General features: G+C 53.0%; 19 protein-coding genes. 11 read left to right on the top strand and 8 right to left on the bottom strand.

Annotated features, from left to right (window positions below):
- The first annotated feature begins 4 nt into the window (after nt 1–4).
- Together JK231_RS01690 and JK231_RS01685 are read left to right on the top strand one after the other, a co-directional pair.
- The gene (locus tag JK231_RS01690) at nt 5–862 is read left to right on the top strand and encodes an HlyD family secretion protein (protein WP_058959762.1); all 858 of its coding nucleotides are present in this window, start codon (nt 5–7) and stop codon (nt 860–862) included.
- Between the two features lie 7 nt (nt 863–869).
- Complete coding sequence (locus JK231_RS01685; protein ID WP_211727849.1) at nt 870–2,870, top strand: FUSC family protein; 2,001 nt, start codon at nt 870–872, stop codon at nt 2,868–2,870.
- Here JK231_RS01685 and JK231_RS01680 read toward each other — a convergent pair whose 3' ends face one another.
- The 4 genes from JK231_RS01680 to JK231_RS01665 all read right to left on the bottom strand — a co-directional run bounded on the left by JK231_RS01680 (nt 2,871) and on the right by JK231_RS01665 (nt 5,281).
- Nucleotides 2,871–3,338 (bottom strand): hypothetical protein, encoded by a 468-nt coding sequence (locus tag JK231_RS01680; protein WP_034821596.1) that lies wholly within the window; start codon nt 3,336–3,338, stop codon nt 2,871–2,873.
- Between the two features lie 134 nt (nt 3,339–3,472).
- Nucleotides 3,473–3,991 carry a superoxide dismutase family protein gene (gene sodC, locus JK231_RS01675; protein ID WP_058959760.1) on the bottom strand — a complete coding sequence of 173 codons (519 nt, stop codon included), beginning with the start codon at nt 3,989–3,991 and terminating at the stop codon, nt 3,473–3,475.
- An 81-nt stretch (nt 3,992–4,072) separates the two neighbouring features.
- Nucleotides 4,073–4,969 (bottom strand): aldo/keto reductase family oxidoreductase, encoded by an 897-nt coding sequence (locus JK231_RS01670; protein WP_200578605.1) that lies wholly within the window; start codon nt 4,967–4,969, stop codon nt 4,073–4,075.
- A gap of 72 nt (nt 4,970–5,041) precedes the next feature.
- Nucleotides 5,042–5,281 carry a DUF1289 domain-containing protein gene (locus JK231_RS01665; protein ID WP_034821614.1) on the bottom strand — a complete coding sequence of 80 codons (240 nt, stop codon included), beginning with the start codon at nt 5,279–5,281 and terminating at the stop codon, nt 5,042–5,044.
- Between the two features lie 227 nt (nt 5,282–5,508).
- Between JK231_RS01665 and eptA the strand changes: the two genes are divergently transcribed.
- The 5 genes from eptA (at nt 5,509) to rnt (ending at nt 10,224) form a co-directional block, all read left to right on the top strand.
- On the top strand, nt 5,509–7,146 hold the full coding sequence (eptA, locus tag JK231_RS01660; protein WP_211727848.1) for a phosphoethanolamine transferase EptA: 1,638 nt from the start codon (nt 5,509–5,511) through the stop codon (nt 7,144–7,146).
- Between the two features lie 39 nt (nt 7,147–7,185).
- Nucleotides 7,186–7,782, top strand: a complete 597-nt coding sequence (locus JK231_RS01655) for a TetR/AcrR family transcriptional regulator (RefSeq protein WP_211727847.1) — start codon at nt 7,186–7,188, stop codon at nt 7,780–7,782.
- Between the two features lie 50 nt (nt 7,783–7,832).
- Entirely contained in the window at nt 7,833–8,930 is a 1,098-nt protein-coding gene (locus JK231_RS01650; RefSeq protein ID WP_200578601.1) for an alkene reductase, read from the top strand.
- 109 nt (nt 8,931–9,039) lie between these two features.
- Nucleotides 9,040–9,447 (top strand): lactoylglutathione lyase, encoded by a 408-nt coding sequence (gloA, locus tag JK231_RS01645; protein WP_034821634.1) that lies wholly within the window; start codon nt 9,040–9,042, stop codon nt 9,445–9,447.
- 108 nt (nt 9,448–9,555) lie between these two features.
- Nucleotides 9,556–10,224, top strand: coding sequence for a ribonuclease T (gene rnt / locus JK231_RS01640; RefSeq protein WP_045813980.1), 669 nt, complete (start codon nt 9,556–9,558; stop codon nt 10,222–10,224).
- 74 nt (nt 10,225–10,298) lie between these two features.
- On the opposite strand, the gene JK231_RS01635 is transcribed toward rnt, so the two are convergent.
- Nucleotides 10,299–10,634 carry a Grx4 family monothiol glutaredoxin gene (locus JK231_RS01635; protein WP_211727975.1) on the bottom strand — a complete coding sequence of 112 codons (336 nt, stop codon included), beginning with the start codon at nt 10,632–10,634 and terminating at the stop codon, nt 10,299–10,301.
- A gap of 364 nt (nt 10,635–10,998) precedes the next feature.
- Between JK231_RS01635 and JK231_RS01630 the strand changes: the two genes are divergently transcribed.
- Nucleotides 10,999–11,784 (top strand): C40 family peptidase, encoded by a 786-nt coding sequence (locus JK231_RS01630; RefSeq protein WP_045834204.1) that lies wholly within the window; start codon nt 10,999–11,001, stop codon nt 11,782–11,784.
- Nucleotides 11,785–11,869: 85 nt separating this feature from the next.
- Here the strand turns inward: JK231_RS01630 and JK231_RS01625 are convergent, their stop codons facing one another.
- Nucleotides 11,870–11,959: a YnhF family membrane protein gene (locus tag JK231_RS01625; protein WP_097119278.1), complete on the bottom strand. Its 90-nt coding sequence runs from the start codon at nt 11,957–11,959 to the stop codon at nt 11,870–11,872.
- Between the two features lie 274 nt (nt 11,960–12,233).
- Here JK231_RS01625 and purR point away from each other — a divergent pair, with 274 nt between their 5' ends.
- Entirely contained in the window at nt 12,234–13,259 is a 1,026-nt protein-coding gene (gene purR / locus JK231_RS01620) for an HTH-type transcriptional repressor PurR (protein ID WP_211727846.1), read from the top strand.
- On the opposite strand, the gene punR is transcribed toward purR, so the two are convergent.
- Nucleotides 13,256–14,167 (bottom strand): DNA-binding transcriptional activator PunR, encoded by a 912-nt coding sequence (punR, locus tag JK231_RS01615; RefSeq protein WP_211727845.1) that lies wholly within the window; start codon nt 14,165–14,167, stop codon nt 13,256–13,258. The two genes, purR and punR, sit on opposite strands and share 4 nt — an antisense overlap.
- Nucleotides 14,168–14,275: 108 nt before the next feature.
- On the opposite strand from punR, the gene punC reads away from it, so the two are divergent.
- Complete coding sequence (punC, locus tag JK231_RS01610) at nt 14,276–15,478, top strand: purine nucleoside transporter PunC (RefSeq protein WP_097119275.1); 1,203 nt, start codon at nt 14,276–14,278, stop codon at nt 15,476–15,478.
- Nucleotides 15,479–15,786: 308 nt separating this feature from the next.
- Entirely contained in the window at nt 15,787–16,935 is a 1,149-nt protein-coding gene (gene cfa / locus JK231_RS01605) for a cyclopropane fatty acyl phospholipid synthase (RefSeq protein WP_211727844.1), read from the top strand.
- 48 nt (nt 16,936–16,983) lie between these two features.
- Here the strand turns inward: cfa and JK231_RS01600 are convergent, their stop codons facing one another.
- The gene (locus JK231_RS01600) at nt 16,984–17,634 is read right to left on the bottom strand and encodes a riboflavin synthase (RefSeq protein WP_034821656.1); all 651 of its coding nucleotides are present in this window, start codon (nt 17,632–17,634) and stop codon (nt 16,984–16,986) included.
- Between the last annotated feature and the right edge of the window lie 125 nt (nt 17,635–17,759).

Raw genomic sequence — 17,759 nt, 5'->3', positions numbered from 1 at the left:
CACCATGAAATTCAACCCTTTTAAATACTTTTCAACACTGGTGGTGTTTGCCCTGGCCCTGATTGCCGGCTGGTGGATGTGGAACTACTACATGCAGTCACCGTGGACACGTGATGGCAAAGTGCGCGCTGAGCTGGTGGATATCACACCGGAAGTATCGGGCCGCATCATTGATCTCAAGGTTCATGACAACCAGTTTGTGCATAAAGGGGACATCCTTTTAAAGATCGATCCCGTGCCCTGGCAAATTGCGCTGGATAATGCGGATGCTCAACTGGCGAAGGCGCAATCCGATTTGGCCAAAGCCCAACACGAAGCCAATCGTCGTGCCAGCCTGCCACGTAATGTGATCTCAGCAGAAGATATGGATGCCGCACGACTGACAGCAAACGCCGCCGCAGCAACGGCTAAAGCGGCACAGGCGAGTCTGGATCAGGCGCGCTGGAATCTGCAACAAACCACGCTTACCGCGCCCACCGACGGTTGGATCAGCAACCTGACGCTGCGTCCCGGCAACTACGCCACCGCCGGAACACCGTTGTTCGCCCTGGTGGATAGCCACTCCTATTATGTGATGGGCTATTTCGAAGAGACCAAACTGCGTCACATTCAGCCCGGCGCCGACGCGCAAATCGTACTCTACAGTAATGGCACTCGCTTGCAGGGAAAAGTGGAGAGCATCGGGCGCGCTATTTACGATCAGAGCGTTTCAACCGATGGCGGTTTAGTGCCAGACATCAAACCCAACGTGCCTTGGGTGCGCTTGGCACAGCGTGTGCCGGTACGCATTCGTTTGGATGCGATTCCGGATGATGTTCCGCTGGTGGCGGGCACCACCTGTACGATTTCCATCGCACATTGAGGCCGTCATGAATCTGCAGTGGCTGGCCTGGCAAAATCTGCCGTGGATTAAAGCAACCGGCGGCGAATGGCGCTATGCCTTGCGTAATGCGATTGCGATGTGTCTGGCGCTCACCATCGCCTATGCGCTGCAACTGGATGAACCCTATTGGGCGATGACCTCCGCCGCCGTGGTGAGTTTTCCCACCGTGGGCGGTGCGATCAGTAAAAGTCTGGGGCGTATTGTCGGCAGCCTGCTCGGTGCCACCGCCGCGCTGCTGATTGCCGGGCATACGCTCAACGAACCCTGGCTATTTGCCTTTTTTATGGCCGGCTGGCTGGCGTTTTGTACCTGGATCGCCAACCACTATCAAAACAATGTCGCCTACGCATTCTCTCTGGCCGGGTACACCGCAGCGATCATTGCCTTTAGCAGCGTCAATATTACCGATGTGACCCAATTGTGGGTTATCACTCAGGCGCGCGTTTGCGAGGTGATTTCAGGCATTTTATGTGCCGGACTGATGATGATGGTTTTGCCCAGCACGTCGGACGGCAACACCTTGATGAATTCGCTGCGGCAAATGCACGCCCGTCTGCTCGACCATGCGGTTTTACTGCTGCAACAAAGCAGTACTGATAACGTGCGCACCGCGCATGAGAATGTCATCAGCCAGATTCTCACCATGAACTTACTGCGCATTCAGGCCTTCTGGAGCCATTACCGCTATCGCCGTCAGAACAACGTGCTTAACTATGTTTTGCACCAGCAGTTGCGCCTGACCAGCGTTCTCTCCAGCCTGCGCCGCATGCTGCTGAACTGGCCGGATGCACCACCGGAACTCTACACCGCCATTCAACAATTGTTACACGAACTCGCATTGCCGCAGTGTGATAAGTATCGTCTGGCGCGCATACTGCGCAGTGTGACACCGGACGCCACCGGCGATTATCGTCAGCGCGCGTTTGTTCAACGTTTACGTTATTTCTGCTGGGTTTACCTCAACGTTAATCGCTGGATACGTTTGATTGAGCGCGCAGACGCCGATACGCGCTTTCAACCGCCAAAAGTGCCCTCTCTGGCACGTGAAAGTGACAGCGCTGAAGCCGGCTGGAGTGCGTTGCGCACCTTTAGCGTGATCATGCTGGGCTGTGCTTTCTGGATTGGCACACAATGGGATGCAGGTGCAGCAGCCCTGACGCTGACCGCGATTGCCTGCGTGCTCTACTCTTCCGCTCCCTCCCCCAGTGGCAGCGTGTCACTGTTGCTGAAAACCCTGCTATGGCTGTCGGTGTTTAGTTTTCTGCTGCAATACGGTTTGATGGTACAAATCAGCGCCCTGTGGCAATTTCTGCTGGTGCTGTTTCCGCTGCTGATCACCTTGCAACTGTTTAAGCTGCAGCAGAAAAAACGCGCGGGGATGTGGGGACAATTTATTGTGTTTATGGGTTCATTTATTGCCGTCACCAACCCGCCAGACTGGGATTACCAAAGCTTTCTCAACGATAATCTGGCCAAAGTGTGTGGCGTGCTGCTGGCATGGATGGCTTTTCAGGTACTGCGCCCCAGCTCCGATGCGCGCCGTAGCCGCAGGCATATTCGCGCGTTACGCCATGCATTTCTTGACCAGCTGCGACGCCATCCACGTCTCAGCGAGAGCCACTTTGAATCGCAGATTTACCATCACATCAGCCAACTGAGTAGTAGCCGCGATGAACAAGCGCGTGTCTGGTTGCTGCGCTGGGGCGTGGTGCTGCTCAACTGTTCCCATATTGTCTGGCAATTACGCGAATGGCGGCCAGCCTCAGCCACTTTGGCGCAAATGCGCGATAGCAGTTTGCAGGATCTGCAACGGATTATGAGCCTGCGCGGCGTGCGTCATACTTCGTTGCAGGCCACGCTGGATGAGCTGGAAGGGATGATTGCGCAACTGCAGCAGCAGCCTGATAGCGAAGCCAATACGCTGGCGGGCATTTTATGGCGCCTGCGCTGTTCGTTAGCACAGTTAAGTCAGGCGGTGCCGGATTAATTACTGGCAATATTGTGTGGTCTGGCGGTTAAAATCGTCCTGCAACTGCTGCAAGGTTTTATGTCCTTCAAAACGGGTTTTGTCTTGCTCGGTCATCGGTTCAATCACCAGGTATCGCTCCTCATACGAATAGATAAAGCGACGATCGAGAAACGTGCCGGTGAAACTTTTCCCCCGGATTGAGCCGCAAACCGTGGTTAACGTGCGGTGAAAAAACTCGGTGTGCAGGAAATTGGTTTCGGTGGCGCTGCGCAGCACATTCTGACAGCCCTGTGCCTGTAACTGTTCGAGCGTGTGCGGGGTAAGCCACTCCCGTCCGCGAGCGATATCTTCACAACTTGCACGCAGCGGGTTGGTATCAATGGTGCGCTGTAACTGGCGGCTGGTGTCTAACCTCAACTGCGTTTCGTTAGGTTGATCACATCCCGCGAGTAATACACATAACAGCAAAATCCCACGCGTTTTCATTCCTGCCCCTGAGAGGTTTTATTCCTGAATCAACATCATAGGACGGATAGCGTGCGGAGTGTAGCGGGAAAGTGGGTCAGAATTTTTCCGGCAGTGAAAAGATGCAGACGGCAGATTGCCTGCCGCCTGAGAGTTTAAATCACACCGCAGGCAAATCGCGCACCGCCTCCCCCTAACGGCTGCGGATGATCTGCATGATTATCGCCACCCACATGAACCATTAACGCCTTCCCTTTCACTTCGCTCAGCGATTTTATACGCGGCGCCACCACCGGGTAATCGGCCTTGCCATCGTCAGTGACATACAGAGCAGGCAGATCGCCCAAGTGACCCTCTGCGTAAGGCCCGAGATGTTTGCCGGTGTTTTGTGGATCCAGATGTCCACCCGCTGCGCCGGCCGCAACAGTTTTGCCATCCGATTGACCAGGCTCACAACTGCCTTTTGCATGCACGTGGAAGCCGTGAACACCCGGTTTCAGGCCGGTTAGCGCGGGGGCGAACTGCAAACCATATGGCGTTTCACTGATGGTGACTTTGCCAATGGCGGCGCCGATACCCTGTGCGGTGACCTCATGCAATGTCACCTCTTCAGAGGCGGCCTGAGCGCCAGCAGCACAGACCAGCGCCAGTGTGGCGATGAGAATTTTTTTCATAACGTCTCCTTACGGTTGAAATGCCCTGTAAGCCTGGACCGGAATAGGCCAGGCTGCCGTAATTTGACGTAGTTTTACGCTTCAGGGCACATCAAAACCGAGTGCCGCTTTGCGAATGCGGAACCACTGCTGACGATCGAGCGTCAGTTGGCAAGCGCCTGCCGCTTCGCTGACGCGCGTGGCTTTACCGGATCCGATGATTGGCAGTGGGCGGCTTGGCAATTTCATCACCCACGCATACACCACCTGTTCAATGCTGCTCGCGCCGATTTCCTGTTTTACCTGCTCAAGCTCATCACGCAGCGGCTGATAATGCGCATCGTTAAACAGACGTCCACCGCCTAAACAGGACCATGCCATCGGCCGGATGCGCACCTGCTGACACTGATCAAGCGTGCCATCGAGCAGCGTTGACTGTTCCAGCGGTGAGATTTCCAGTTGGTTGGTCACCAGGCTAAACGGCAGGCGAGATTGCAGCAGCGTGAACTGGGAAGCGGTAAAGTTTGACACGCCGAAGTGACGCACTTTGCCGCTCTGATGCAGTGCCATAAAGGCTTCGGCCATTTCATCTGCATCCATTAAAGGATCCGGGCGATGAATCAGCAGCAGATCGAGATAATCGGTGTTGAAGTAGCGCAGGGAATTTTCCGCACTGTGCAGGATGTGGCTGGCCTCGGTAATGTAATGGCCAATTTTATGTTCCGGTTTGGCGCGTGTTGCAATGCCGCATTTGGTGACAATCTGCAGTTTTTCACGCAGCCCCGGTGCCAGACGCAGCGCCTCGCCAAAAGCGGCTTCACAACCGTAGTTACCATAAATATCGGCGTGATCGACCGTGGTGATGCCCAATGACAGATGATGCTCGATAAAAGCCACTAACTGCTGCGGCGTCATGCCCCACTCCAGCAGGCGCCAGTAGCCAACGATCAGCGGTGAGAATTGAGGTCCCTGCGGGGCGATAGTTTGCGGTTGTAACATCGGTAAACTCCCTTGAACGCGAAAGCGGAAAGCGAAGCTGGGAGTATAACGGAAAGGCAAATCATCGTTTTCTTAAAACAGTGAGGGTTGTTCCGGATCATGATTCTCATCGACTTTTTGTTGTCGATGCAGGCGCAGCCAGCGTTGGCGACATAACCGCAACACATCACGTTTTTGCGCATCGGTAAACTTCATCCAGTTAAAGCGTTCCTCACGGCTACGCAGACAGCCGCGACAATAGCCGCGCGCATCACTCTGACAGATGCCGCGACACGGGCTGGGAACAGGAAAGAACTCTAATTGCTCGGCCACATCCACTCCGTTTTAACAATAAGCTTTATATTGATAACAGCTTAGTAACATTGTGCAAAGCGTATACGTAGTTCGCCCAGATTTCATCCAGCCATCACCACGGAAATGGATATTTACCATTGTTCTCAGCGCAAGAACCTTTGGTTGGGTACTGTTTAATAAGCGTTAAGGTTTTCCTCATATTGAATTCATACGATTGTCACATTCCATCCTGCTACTGAGTTTTCATGAAATTCCCGAACAAGTTACAGTGCCATGCCAGCAGTTTTAATCTGATTGCCGCCCTGTTTTTTACCCTCGTGCTCAACGCCCTGTTTCTACTGCGGGCGTGGGAAATTATCCCTTACGATCGCCTTCACGATTACCTGTTTGCTGCCAGCATTCCGGTGGTGCTGGCCTCAGCGTTCTATCTGATTTTCTCGTTGCTGGCATGGCCCTATGTTCGCAAGCCGCTGCTTATTCTGTTGGTGCTGGCCAGCGCCGCCGCTAACTACTTTATGCACAGCTTCGGTACGGTGATCGACACCAACATGATCGAAAACGTGTTTGAGTCGGATCCTCAGGAAGCTGGAGCACTGATCAGCAGTGGTTATGTGGTGTGGATGATTTTGATGGGGTTGGTGCCCGTCGCCGCCATCTGCATGGTGCGCATTAAAACGGGCCAACGCTGGTGGTGGAGCCTGCTGCAACGCCTGGCCGGGGCGCTGGGTGCGATTTTGCTGATTCTGCTGATGGCGGTGCTGTTCTACAAAGATTACGCTTCGCTGATTCGCAACAATAAAGGGCTGGTGAAGATGATCACCCCGGCCAATATTGTCAGCGGCACCGGTCATTACGTTGATCAGCGTTATCTGCAAGGCAGCCAGGCGCTGGTCAAAATTGGCCTGGATGCCAAAAAAGGCCCGCTGATCACCGCGGAACCGAAGAAAACGCTGGTGGTATTAGTGGTCGGCGAAACCGGACGTGCTGAGAACTTCTCTCTTGGCGGCTATGCGCGTGAAACCAATCCTGAACTGAAAAAACAGCAGGTTATCTACTATCCCGACGCCAGTTCCTGTGGCACGGAGACCGCCATTTCAGTGCCCTGCATGTTCTCCAACATGCCGCGAGAGCATTACGACGCCAACCTGGCGCATCATCAGGAAGGCGTGTTAGATATTCTCGCCCACGCCGGGGTCAGTGTGTTATGGCGCGAAAACGATGGCGGCTGTAAAGGCGCCTGCGATCGCGTGCCGCACACCGATATGACGCAGTGGAATTTATCGCAATATTGCCACGATGGTTTCTGTCTCGATGATGTTCTGCTGCATCGTTTTGATAACTATGTGGACAGTCTGCACAATGACGGGATTATCGTGTTACATCAAATGGGCAGCCACGGTCCGGCCTATTATCAGCGTTATCCGGCGGAATTCCGTCGCTTCACGCCAACCTGCGATAGCAACCAGATTCAGGATTGCGATCATCAGGCGTTGGTGAATACCTATGATAACTCTCTGTTGTACACCGACGATATGGTGAGCCGCACCATTGATAAACTTAAAGCTTTGAGCGATCGCTTCAACGTAGCGCTGGTCTATCTCTCAGACCACGGTGAATCACTGGGTGAACACGGTATGTATCTGCACGGTGCGCCTTATATGTTTGCGCCCTCACAGCAGACACATATCCCACTGTTGATGTGGATGTCACCAGGCTATGCGTCGGCGTTCCACATTAACGAGACCTGTTTACGCCAGCAGGCCGCGAGTGAGAAAGTGTCGCAAGACAATCTTTTCCATACGGTTTTGGGCATGTTCAACATCCAAACGCAAGAGTACCAACCGCAACTGGACATGATCAGATCGTGCCAAAATGCCGGATAAGGTTTGCATTAGACCGACTGGTCTAATACTGTGTGGCCCATGAACAAGACTGTGCAACGCAACGAAACCCGTGAACATCTGCTCGCTACTGGCGAGCAGGTTTGTCTGCAACGCGGTTTTACCGGCATGGGCCTGAGCGAAATGCTGGCGCTGGCGGAAGTGCCCAAAGGATCGTTTTACCACTACTTCCGCTCCAAAGAAGCTTTTGGCGTGGCGTTGCTGGAACGCTATTTCGTTAACTACCTGCAGCAGGTCGATCAACAGTTAAATCAGCCGGGCTTGTCAGCACGGGAACGTTTGCTGGCCCACTTCCGCTATGGCGCCACGCTATTTATTGAGCAAGGCCATATCGTGGGCTGTTTGGGTGTGAAGTTATCGGCGGAAGTCTGCGATTTATCAGAACCGATGCGTGATGCCTTGCAGCATGGTGCCAGCGCTATGATCGCGACTTATGCCCGCTGTTTGAGCGAAGTCGCCGCTGAACAGCCGCTGCCGTATGGACAAACGCCCGAGCAACTGGCACAGCGCTGTTACCTGTTGTGGTTAGGCGCCAGTTTGCAAAGCAAAATTTCGCGAGAGTCAGGCCCGATTACCCTGGCACTTGAAACCATTGAACAGTGGCTGAATTGCCGCTGATTTTTAAAAACCGCAGTTTCTAGACGACCGGTCTACTTATAGGAGTCATCATGGCGAGTAAACAGCTGTTTTCCCCACTCAAAGTGGGCGCGATTACCGTACCTAACCGTGTATTTATGGCACCGCTGACGCGTCTGCGCAGCATTGAGCCGGGCGACATCCCAACCCCGCTGATGGCGGAATATTATCAGCAGCGCGCCAGCGCCGGTCTGATCATTACTGAAGCAACGCAGATCTCTTTCCAGGCGAAAGGTTATGCTGGTGCACCGGGTTTGCATACTCAGCAGCAAATTGCCGCGTGGAAAGTGATCAACGAAAGCATTCATGCGGCGAAAGGTCACAGCGCGGTGCAACTGTGGCACACCGGCCGTATCTCGCATAACAGCGTTCAGCCGGAAGGCAAAGCGCCTGTTGCACCTTCTGCTCTGGCTGCGGGCACACGTACCTCACTGCGTGCTGAAGATGGCACCGTTTACCGTGAAGATACCTCGGTGCCGCGTGAACTGAGCGTGGCGGAAATTCAGCAGATCGTAAAAGATTTCGGTCAGGCGGCGGCGAACGCGCGTGAAGCCGATTTCGACCTGCTGGAGCTGCATTCTGCCCACGGCTACCTGATGCACCAGTTCCTGGCACCGGGTTCCAACCAGCGTACCGATGAATACGGTGGTTCGATTGAGAAACGCGGTCGATTCGCGCTGGAAGTGGTGGATGCGGCGATTGCTAACTGGTCTGCCGATCGTATCGGCATTCGCATCTCGCCAATCGGAGCCTTCCAGAATCTGGAAAATGGTGCCGATGAAGAAGCTGCCGCGTTGTGGTACATCTCCGAGCTGGGCCAGCGTGGTCTCGCGTATCTGCACCTGTCTGAACCAGACTGGGCCGGTGGCCAGCCTTACAGCGATGCTTTCCGTGCAAAAGTTCGTGCGCTGTTCCCAGGCGTAATCATCGGTGCGGGTGCTTACAGCGTTGAGAAAGCTGACGACCTGATTGCACGTGGCTTGATTGATGCCGTGGCCTTTGGTCGCGACTTTATTGCTAACCCGGATCTGGTTGAGCGTCTGCAGCAAGACGCACCGCTGAATCCACAGCGTCCGGAAAGCTTCTACGGCGGCGGCGCTGAAGGCTATACGGATTATCCAAGCCTGTAAGAATCAAGCTGCCGCACCGGATGTGCGGCAGTGCTGTTTCTTCAGGGCATTAACTGGCTATACTTGCTAGTCTTTGTCATTCCCTGATGACTTTTCAAAAGAGGATGTTATGCGTTTACTTCACACCATGTTACGCGTTGGCGATCTGCAACGTTCTATCGATTTTTATACCCGTGTGCTGGGCATGCGCGTACTGCGTCAGAGCGAAAACACCGAATACAAATACACCCTGGCTTTCGTGGGTTACACCGAAGAGAGTGAAGGCGCGGTGATCGAACTGACCTACAACTGGGGCGTGGACAAGTACGACCTCGGTAATGCTTATGGTCATATCGCGCTGGGCGTCGATAACGTCGCTGAGACCTGCGAGCGCATCCGCAGTGTCGGTGGCAACGTGACGCGTGAAGCCGGTCCGGTAAAAGGCGGCACCACCATTATTGCCTTTGTTGAAGATCCCGATGGCTACAAAATCGAGCTGATCGAAAACAAACACGCTGGTCACGGCCTCGGTCACTGATGCCGTTAGTCAGTCTGCTAATTTGCAGGCTGACTTCCCTCTCCTGCTGCACCCTCCTGTAATTTTTGCCATAATGCGCGCTGCCCCATTTCTTGCTATGAGATCCTGATGTCTGAATCGAACGCCTTAAACGCTCTTCATCAACGCTTCCGTGGTTTTTATCCTGTGGTTATTGACGTCGAAACCGCCGGCTTTAACGCGCAAACCGATGCACTGCTGGAAATTGCGGCCACCACGCTCAAGATGGATGAGGACGGTTGGTTACACCGTGATGAAACCCTGCACTTTCACGTTGAGCCGTTCGAAGGCGCGATCCTGAATCCTGCGGCGCTGGCGTTTACCGGTATCGATCCCTCCAACCCTTTACGCGGCGCGGTGAGCGAATACGAAGCGCTGCATGCTATCTTCAAGATGGTGCGCAAAGGCACCAAAGATCATGGCTGTAATCGCGCCATTATCGTGGCGCACAATGCGACTTTCGATTTGAACTTTGTGATGGCCGCCGCCGAACGCGCCAGCCTGAAGCGTAATCCCTTCCATCCGTTTGCGACCTTTGATACCGCGGCACTGAGCGGTTTGGTGTTGGGACAGACGGTATTGGCAAAAGCCTGCAAAGCGGCGGGGATGGAGTTTGATAGCACGCAGGCGCACTCCGCGCTGTACGACACCGAGCAAACGGCCACGCTGTTCTGTGAGTTGGTGAACCGCTGGAAACGTTTGGGGGGCTGGCCACTGGCTTTCAGTGAAGAACAGACTGAAGACGATGCCTCTGCCTGATGGGTTGATTGGCTGATTGGCTGATTTCCGGAGGAGTACGCAAAGAAAAGGCCGACATGTGTCGGCCTTCGCAATTATTCCGCTTCTTTATACTTATCAGCGGTTTCTTTCACCAGCGGCTGCAATTCGCCACGCTGGAACATCTCAACGATAATGTCGCAACCGCCGACCAGCTCGCCATCCACCCACAATTGCGGGAAAGTCGGCCAGTTAGCGTATTTTGGCAATTCTGCACGGATATCCGGGTTTTGCAGAATATCCACATACGCGAAGCGCTCACCACAGGCAGAAAGCGCCTGCACAGCCTGTGCAGAGAAACCGCAGCTTGGCAGTTTCGGGGAACCTTTCATGTATAACAGAATCGGGTTTTCTGCGATCTGGCGCTGAATTTTTTCAACAGTACTCATTATTGCCTTCCTTAATCCTTCACTTCGTGTTTGTTTATTGTAGCGACTTCAGCCCCGCACTGAAAACGGGATTTTGCGTTACCGACCGGCTGATCGCCATGTTTGTTAAGTGCTGAGTGTACAAATAACATTTTCCTATCATTAATAAGCATGAACAAATTAATAATTAGCAATAATTTCGCTGCGTTAAACAGCTGAAATCGCTCAATTTAGCGACATTATCTGCCTGGTAACAGATTAATAGAAAAAGGCCTTACCTTTTGGAAAAAAAGTGGATTAGAATTGCTTCGGCGCTGATCGTTGATCAGATTTCTCTTACTCTGCCGCAGCCTGCTTTTTGCCAGACTGCTTAACCTGTAACCGGACTATGCGTTTACTGATTACGCTTTTCATACTGGCTTTTGCCCAACTGTTCTTTAACGTGGCTTCTGCTTCTCAGCATGCCCCGATTAATGCCAGTTTGCATAATGCTGAGAAAAAAAGTGCGCGTGAAGATGAGCGCCGCAAGCGACGCCCGGTTAAAACAACGGCTAAAAAGTCTCGCCTGACCACCGTGCAGAAGCTCAAGCTGAAAAAGCAGAGTAAAACTGAAACCGCCTTAAACAAATCCAGCCGCAAAAAATCCCTGCTGAAGTCGCCATTGAAAAAGTATGGCCATCAACGCCTCGCGAAAAAGTCCCCAGATGTGGACGATGAAGTTCAGGGGCTGACCGGCATCAAGATGAGCAAATCCCACCGCCTGCGCTACCAAAAGGCACGCGAAACCGCGATGACGAAGTTGATGGGGCAACTGGGCAAGCCTTACCAGTGGGGTGGCACCTCACCCCATACCGGTTTCGATTGCAGTGGTTTGGTCTGGTATGCCTATAAAGATCTCGTCAAATATAAATTCCCACGCACGGCGAATGAGATGTATCACCTGCACGATGCCGCGCCCATTAAGCGTGAGATGCTGGAGAAAGGGGATTTGGTATTCTTCCGCATCAATAATCGCGGGACTGCCGATCATGTGGGTGTTTACCTCGGCAACGGTAAATTCATTCAGTCACCCCGCACCGGTAAAGACATTCAGATTAGCGCATTGGGCGAAGACTACTGGCAGAAACACTATGTCGGTGCGCGCCGTATGATGACTCCAAAAACTATTCGCTAATTGTTGCGCAACATCCTGTGGCTCTCGCCACAAAAAAAGCCGGACGCTTAATCAGTGCCGGCTTTTTTTATTGATGCGCTTTGAATTAATGAAGAATGGCGGTGAAGCTAAACGCAATAATCATCAACAGTGCGCCAACCGTGGTCATTAGCGCCAGCTTTAAATCTGTACTCATCACTACTCCTTAGTCACACATTTATTAGGGTTAAAACAATTTTCGCACAGCGGTGGGCAAAAATCTCGTCTTATCCGCGCTGGCTTGCTAGAATCGCCGCCTTTCGTTGCGCAACTGATTTTGCGCATGCTGTATTTACAGCCTGCTGAAGTGATTTTCCCTGCCTGAAACGGCAGAATTGCCCCCCCTTTTAAGGCATAAAACCCTTCGCAGACGCAAACGTTTAACAATATACTTATCAGTAAGTTGCGATAAGCCGGGGAGTAACTTTTTCATGGCAACAATTAAAGATGTAGCGAAACGCGCGGGTGTATCTACCACCACCGTTTCGCATGTCATCAACAAAACGCGTTTTGTTGCAGAGGAAACGCGTAACGCCGTATGGGAAGCGATTAAAGAGCTGCACTATTCGCCGAGCGCCGTTGCGCGTAGTTTGAAGGTGAATAACACCAAAACGCTGGGACTGTTAGCCACTTCCAGCGAAGCGCCCTACTTTGCCGAAATTATCGAAGCGGTTGAGAACCACTGTTTCGAACGCGGCTATACCTTGATTCTGGGCAACGCACATAACGATTTGCAAAAGCAGCGCGCTTACCTGTCGATGATGGCGCAAAAGCGTGTGGATGGTCTGTTAGTCATGTGCTCCGAGTATCCTGACGATTTGCTGCAGATGCTGGAAGACAACCGCAACATTCCGATGGTCGTGATGGACTGGGGCGCATCTCGCGGCGACTTCACCGATACCGTACAGGATAACGCCTTCCAGGGGGGTTACCTGGCTGGACGCTACCTTATCGAGCGCGGTCACCGAGATATCGGTGCGATTCCGGGTCAAATGGAGCGCAACACCGGCGGCGGGCGCCATGCGGGCTTCCTGCAGGCGATGAGCGAAGGCGGTGTGACCGTGCGGTCTGAATGGGTTGTTCAGGGCGACTTCGAGCCAGAATCGGGTTATCAGGCGATGCAGCAGATCCTTAATCAGAAACAGCGTCCGACCGCCGTGTTCTGCGGGGGCGATATCATGGCGATGGGCGCGATCTGTGCCGCCGATGAGATGGGACTGCGCGTGCCGCAGGACATCTCCGTGATTGGCTATGATAACGTGCGCAACGCGCGCTACTTCACCCCTGCGCTCACCACAGTTCACCAGCCGAAAGCGGAGTTGGGCAAAAAAGCGCTGGAAATGCTGCTGGATCGCATCACCAGCAAACGCGAAGAGCCGCAAACCATTGAGGTCCAGCCTACACTGATTGAGCGGCGCTCCGTGGCGGACGGCCCGTTCCGTGATTACCGCCGTTAAAGCTGATTTTCGCTGAGCCACTCGTGGTTCAGCGTTTCAGCATCGCCAAGATAGACGAGTAACCACTCCAGCGCGGGTGACGCACGCTGTTCTGACCAACTGACGCAGCAGGGACTTTCCGGAAACGGCTGCGGCAGTGATAGCTCGACCAACGCACCCTTATCCAATAATGGCCGCGCCAGGTGGCCTGGCACCATGCCCACGCACAATCCCGCCTGCAAACAATCCATCCCTGTTTCCCACTCTGGCACCACCAGACGTCGCTGATTATCCAGCGTCCAGGTCATGCGTCTCGGTAATGCGCGGGACGTATCTTCCAGCACCAGCGATGGCCAGGCACGCAACACTTCTTCATTGAGGTCGGTACTCGCGGCCAGAGGATGGTCGGGACTGACCACACAACGCCAGTTGAGGGCACCCATATCCTGAAAGGCAAAACGTCCACCCACCGGGATCGCCTGGGTGGCGCCAATCGCCACATCGACCCGCCCGTCCGCTAAGGCATCCCATACACCGTTAAATACCTCGTAGCTGATGATCAATTCCATATCCGGGAAATGACGGTAAAAATCCTTTACCAGTTGTCGGGTACGCTGGGGTTTTACAATGCAATCCACGGCAATACTTAGCTGTCCGCGCCAGCCATTCGCCAGTTGCTGGCATTGCCTGCGGGTTGCCAGCATTTTTTTGATAACAAATCGCCCTTCACGCACAAAATGCTCGCCTGCAGGGGTTAACACCACCTCACGGTGCTGACGCTCAAATAACGGCACGGCCAGCCAGGTTTCCAGCTGACGCACCGTATAGCTGACGGCAGAGGGCACGCGATGTAATTCCTGCGCCGCTGCGCTGAAACTGCCATTGCGCGCGACGGCGTCCACTACTTCCAGCGCATACTCAGACCACATACTTTTGCCTTCAAAAATTTTAACAGCACTGCGCAAATATTAGCGTTTCACAAAGAATGACGCACTCTTTTACACTCCCCGACGTTCAATCTGCCAATGAGAATTACTATGTTGTCGTCAAAAGGATTTATGCCCTATCTTGCCGTGCTCAGCATGCTCGGCTTCCTCGCTACGGATATGTATCTGCCTGCTTTTGGCGATATGCAGCGTGACTTCGCCACCGCGCCGGGCACCATCAGCGCCAGCCTCAGTCTATTTCTCGGTGGTTTTGCCTGCGCCCAGGTATTCTGGGGACCGTTGTCAGATCGCTTTGGACGTAAACCCATTTTATTGGCAGGTTTGACGATTTTTGCCCTGGGTTGCCTGGGGATGTTATGGGTGACGGACGTCAATATGATGCTGGCACTGCGCTTTGTGCAGGCGGTTGGCGTGTGCGCCGCCGCGGTCAGCTGGCAGGCACTGGTGGTCGATCGCTACCCCAAAGCCCAGGCCAATAAAGTTTTTGCTACCATAATGCCACTGGTTGCCCTTTCTCCTGCGCTGGCACCTTTGTTAGGTGCATGGCTGATGGGCCATTTCCACTGGCGCAGTATCTTTGTCGTGCTGACGATCATTGCCGTGCTGCTGGTCATCGGCACGCTGCAGCTTGCTGCGCCTAAAAAAGCCAAAGCAGATAATGCTCCGCAACCCGGCTGGCTGAATCTGCTCTCCACACGTGTCTACAGCGGCAACGTGCTGATCTACTCTGCCTGTTCTGCCAGTTTCTTTGCCTGGCTAACCGGTTCGCCGTTTATCCTGGCGTCTGCGGGTTTAACTCCCGCCGATATTGGTCTGAGCTATATTCCGCAAACCATCGCGTTTTTGATTGGTGGCTTTGGTTGCCGCGCGATGCTGAGCCGATATCAAGGATCGCAACTGCTGCCGTGGCTGTTGGTGCTTTACAGCCTGAGCATATTAAGTCTGTTTGTCGTCGCGATGCTGCCTGCGCCTTCGTTGATTGCTCTGCTGCTGCCTTTCTGTGGCATGGCACTGGCCAATGGCGCCATTTACCCGATTGTGGTTTCCAGCGCATTAGCGCCTTTTCCGCACGCCACGGGCAAAGCCGCAGGTTTGCAAAATCTGCTGCAACTGGGTTTGTGCTTTATCGCCAGCCTGTTGGTCTCTGCCGGATTACAACAGGCGCTATATAACACCACACTGGTGATGGTCGCCACTGTCGTGCTGGCCTGGGCTGGCTTCATCTGGCAACGCAGCTTAAACGCACAAAGTGATATTGCTCACACCTCCCGTCCCTGCGAAGATAATCACTGATGCAACGATTATCGTTAGCAAACTAACGATAACCCGTTGAATATTGACCCACGTGAGCATATACTCAGTGGGTCAGCATTTCTGCAACAAATCAATAACATAATTGCATTAATTTTAAGCGACCCTGTCGCTGGGATGGCGTCTGCACGATCTCCTCTCCTGATTGGTGCCAGACATTTCTATTCAGATTCATGCCTCTGTAAAACGTCGGATATCTGGCGCACGGATTTTCCGTGAGTTCTCTCACAGGCCTTAGGAAATTGACTATTATTTCCACAGGTTCAAATCGGAAGGGTGATGGAGAAGCTATGAGTTCATCGTGTATAGAAGAAGTGAGCCTTGAAGAAAACCACTGGTTTCGCATCGTCAACGAATTACTGGAACGCGCTGATGTTGCAGTCAATGGCACACGCCCCTGGGATATTCAGGTCAAGCATCCGGATTTTTTTAAACGTGTTTTGCAGGAAGGATCGCTAGGTCTGGGTGAAAGTTATATGGATGGCTGGTGGGATTGCGAACAATTGGATGTCTTTTTCCATCGCGTTCTGCAACAACATCTGGATAAACAACTCCCACGTCATTTTAAAGATACCTTGCGTATTGCGGCCGCGCGTTTAACCAATTTACAGTCTAAGAAACGCGCCTGGATTGTCGGGAAAGAACATTACGATCTCGGTAACGATCTTTTTTCACTGATGCTCGATCCCTTTATGCAGTACTCCTGCGGTTACTGGAAAGACGCTGAAACACTGGAACAGGCTCAGTATGCCAAGCTGGATATGATCTGCCGCAAATTGCAGCTTGAACCCGGCATGACGTTGCTGGATATCGGCTGCGGCTGGGGCGGACTGGCTGAATTTGCCGCGCGCAATTATGGCGTCAAAGTGCAAGGCGTCACCATCTCGGCTGAGCAGCAGAAGTTAGCTCAGCAGCGCTGTGAAGGGCTGGACGTGACCATTTTGCTGCAGGATTACCGTGATTTGAATTTGCAGTTCGATCGCATTGTATCCGTCGGCATGTTCGAACACGTGGGGCCGAAAAACTATGCCACTTATTTTGACGTTGCCGATCGCAATCTCAAACCAGACGGCATATTTTTACTGCACACCATTGGTGCCATCACCACCGATATGAATGTGGATCCCTGGATTGATAAATATATCTTCCCCAACGGGTGTTTACCGTCTGTGCGTCAAATTGCTGATGCCAGCGAGAAGCATTTTATTATGGAAGACTGGCATAATTTTGGTGCGGATTATGACACCACCCTGATGGCATGGCATGAACGATTCCAGAAGACCTGGCCGCAACTGGAAGAAAAATACGGCGATCGCTTTAAACGGATGTTTAGTTATTATCTCAATGCTTGCGCCGGCGCTTTCCGCGCGCGTGACATCCAATTGTGGCAGGTGGTATTCAGTCGCGGTAAAGAAGGTGGTTTACGCGTTGCACGGTAATCAAAGATGAGAATTTAAAAAGGCGCCGCGGCGCCTTTTTTTATTGGATTACTCAGCGTCTGCGGCTTGCGCCAGCGCGATAGCCGCGGCTTCACGTTGGGCCAAAACGCGTTCCACCGTCTCGACAATCGCCTGAGTATGGGGATCGATCTCAATGTTCACTTTGTGCCCCAGTTTTTTCGCACCCAGCGTGGTGCGCTCCAGCGTTTCCGGAATCAGGTGCACACAGAATTTGCTTTTGGTGACGTCACCCACGGTCAGGCTGATGCCATCGATACCGACGAAACCTTTATGCAGGATATATTTGATCTGAGAAGCATCCTGTAATTTAAACCACACTTCACGGTTATTTTCAGACTGGATGATTTTGCAGATTTCTGCTGTGGTCATAATATGGCCAGACATTAAATGTCCGCCAATTTCGTCACTGAACTTCGCCGCGCGCTCAATATTCACCACATCGCCCACCGCTAATTCACCCAGGTTGGTAATGCGCAGGGTTTCTTTGATAAGGTCGAAGCTCACGCGATCGCCCTCAATCGCCGTCACCGTCAGGCAGCAGCCGTTGTGCGCCACCGAGGCGCCCAACGCTAATCCCGGTAAAAGTTCTTCCGGCAGACGTACGATATGGGTACGAAACAACTCTTTTTCTTCTACGGCGATAATTTCGGCCGTGCCCTGCACAATTCCAGTAAACATACTCTCAGCCTCTGCGAAGTTTGCGCCAGTTTATCACAGCTTGAGCAGCGCGGTTTAATTTGCCGGAGTTCAAACTTTACACAATTAACTTAACAAAATGCGATCAAAGTTTGGTGGAACGCAGC

Origin of the sequence: Pantoea sp. JGM49 (genome assembly GCF_018257655.1) — a bacterium.
GTDB classification, from domain to species: domain Bacteria; phylum Pseudomonadota; class Gammaproteobacteria; order Enterobacterales; family Enterobacteriaceae; genus Pantoea; species Pantoea communis.
This window is presented reverse-complemented; position numbering and strand designations above follow the sequence as displayed.

Excerpts from the sequence above, each read along its gene's own strand:
- JK231_RS01690 (WP_058959762.1), top strand. The coding sequence starts at position 5 with ATGAAATTCAACCCTTTTAAATACTTTTCAACACTGGTGGTGTTTGCC.
- JK231_RS01685 (WP_211727849.1), top strand. The coding sequence starts at position 870 with ATGAATCTGCAGTGGCTGGCCTGGCAAAATCTGCCGTGGATTAAAGCA.
- JK231_RS01680 (WP_034821596.1), bottom strand. The coding sequence starts at position 3,338 with ATGAAAACGCGTGGGATTTTGCTGTTATGTGTATTACTCGCGGGATGT.
- sodC (WP_058959760.1), bottom strand. The coding sequence starts at position 3,991 with ATGAAAAAAATTCTCATCGCCACACTGGCGCTGGTCTGTGCTGCTGGC.
- JK231_RS01670 (WP_200578605.1), bottom strand. The coding sequence starts at position 4,969 with ATGTTACAACCGCAAACTATCGCCCCGCAGGGACCTCAATTCTCACCG.
- eptA (WP_211727848.1), top strand. The coding sequence starts at position 5,509 with ATGAAATTCCCGAACAAGTTACAGTGCCATGCCAGCAGTTTTAATCTG.
- JK231_RS01655 (WP_211727847.1), top strand. The coding sequence starts at position 7,186 with ATGAACAAGACTGTGCAACGCAACGAAACCCGTGAACATCTGCTCGCT.
- JK231_RS01650 (WP_200578601.1), top strand. The coding sequence starts at position 7,833 with ATGGCGAGTAAACAGCTGTTTTCCCCACTCAAAGTGGGCGCGATTACC.
- gloA (WP_034821634.1), top strand. The coding sequence starts at position 9,040 with ATGCGTTTACTTCACACCATGTTACGCGTTGGCGATCTGCAACGTTCT.
- rnt (WP_045813980.1), top strand. The coding sequence starts at position 9,556 with ATGTCTGAATCGAACGCCTTAAACGCTCTTCATCAACGCTTCCGTGGT.
- JK231_RS01630 (WP_045834204.1), top strand. The coding sequence starts at position 10,999 with ATGCGTTTACTGATTACGCTTTTCATACTGGCTTTTGCCCAACTGTTC.
- JK231_RS01625 (WP_097119278.1), bottom strand. The coding sequence starts at position 11,959 with ATGAGTACAGATTTAAAGCTGGCGCTAATGACCACGGTTGGCGCACTG.
- purR (WP_211727846.1), top strand. The coding sequence starts at position 12,234 with ATGGCAACAATTAAAGATGTAGCGAAACGCGCGGGTGTATCTACCACC.
- punR (WP_211727845.1), bottom strand. The coding sequence starts at position 14,167 with ATGTGGTCTGAGTATGCGCTGGAAGTAGTGGACGCCGTCGCGCGCAAT.
- punC (WP_097119275.1), top strand. The coding sequence starts at position 14,276 with ATGTTGTCGTCAAAAGGATTTATGCCCTATCTTGCCGTGCTCAGCATG.
- cfa (WP_211727844.1), top strand. The coding sequence starts at position 15,787 with ATGAGTTCATCGTGTATAGAAGAAGTGAGCCTTGAAGAAAACCACTGG.
- JK231_RS01600 (WP_034821656.1), bottom strand. The coding sequence starts at position 17,634 with ATGTTTACTGGAATTGTGCAGGGCACGGCCGAAATTATCGCCGTAGAA.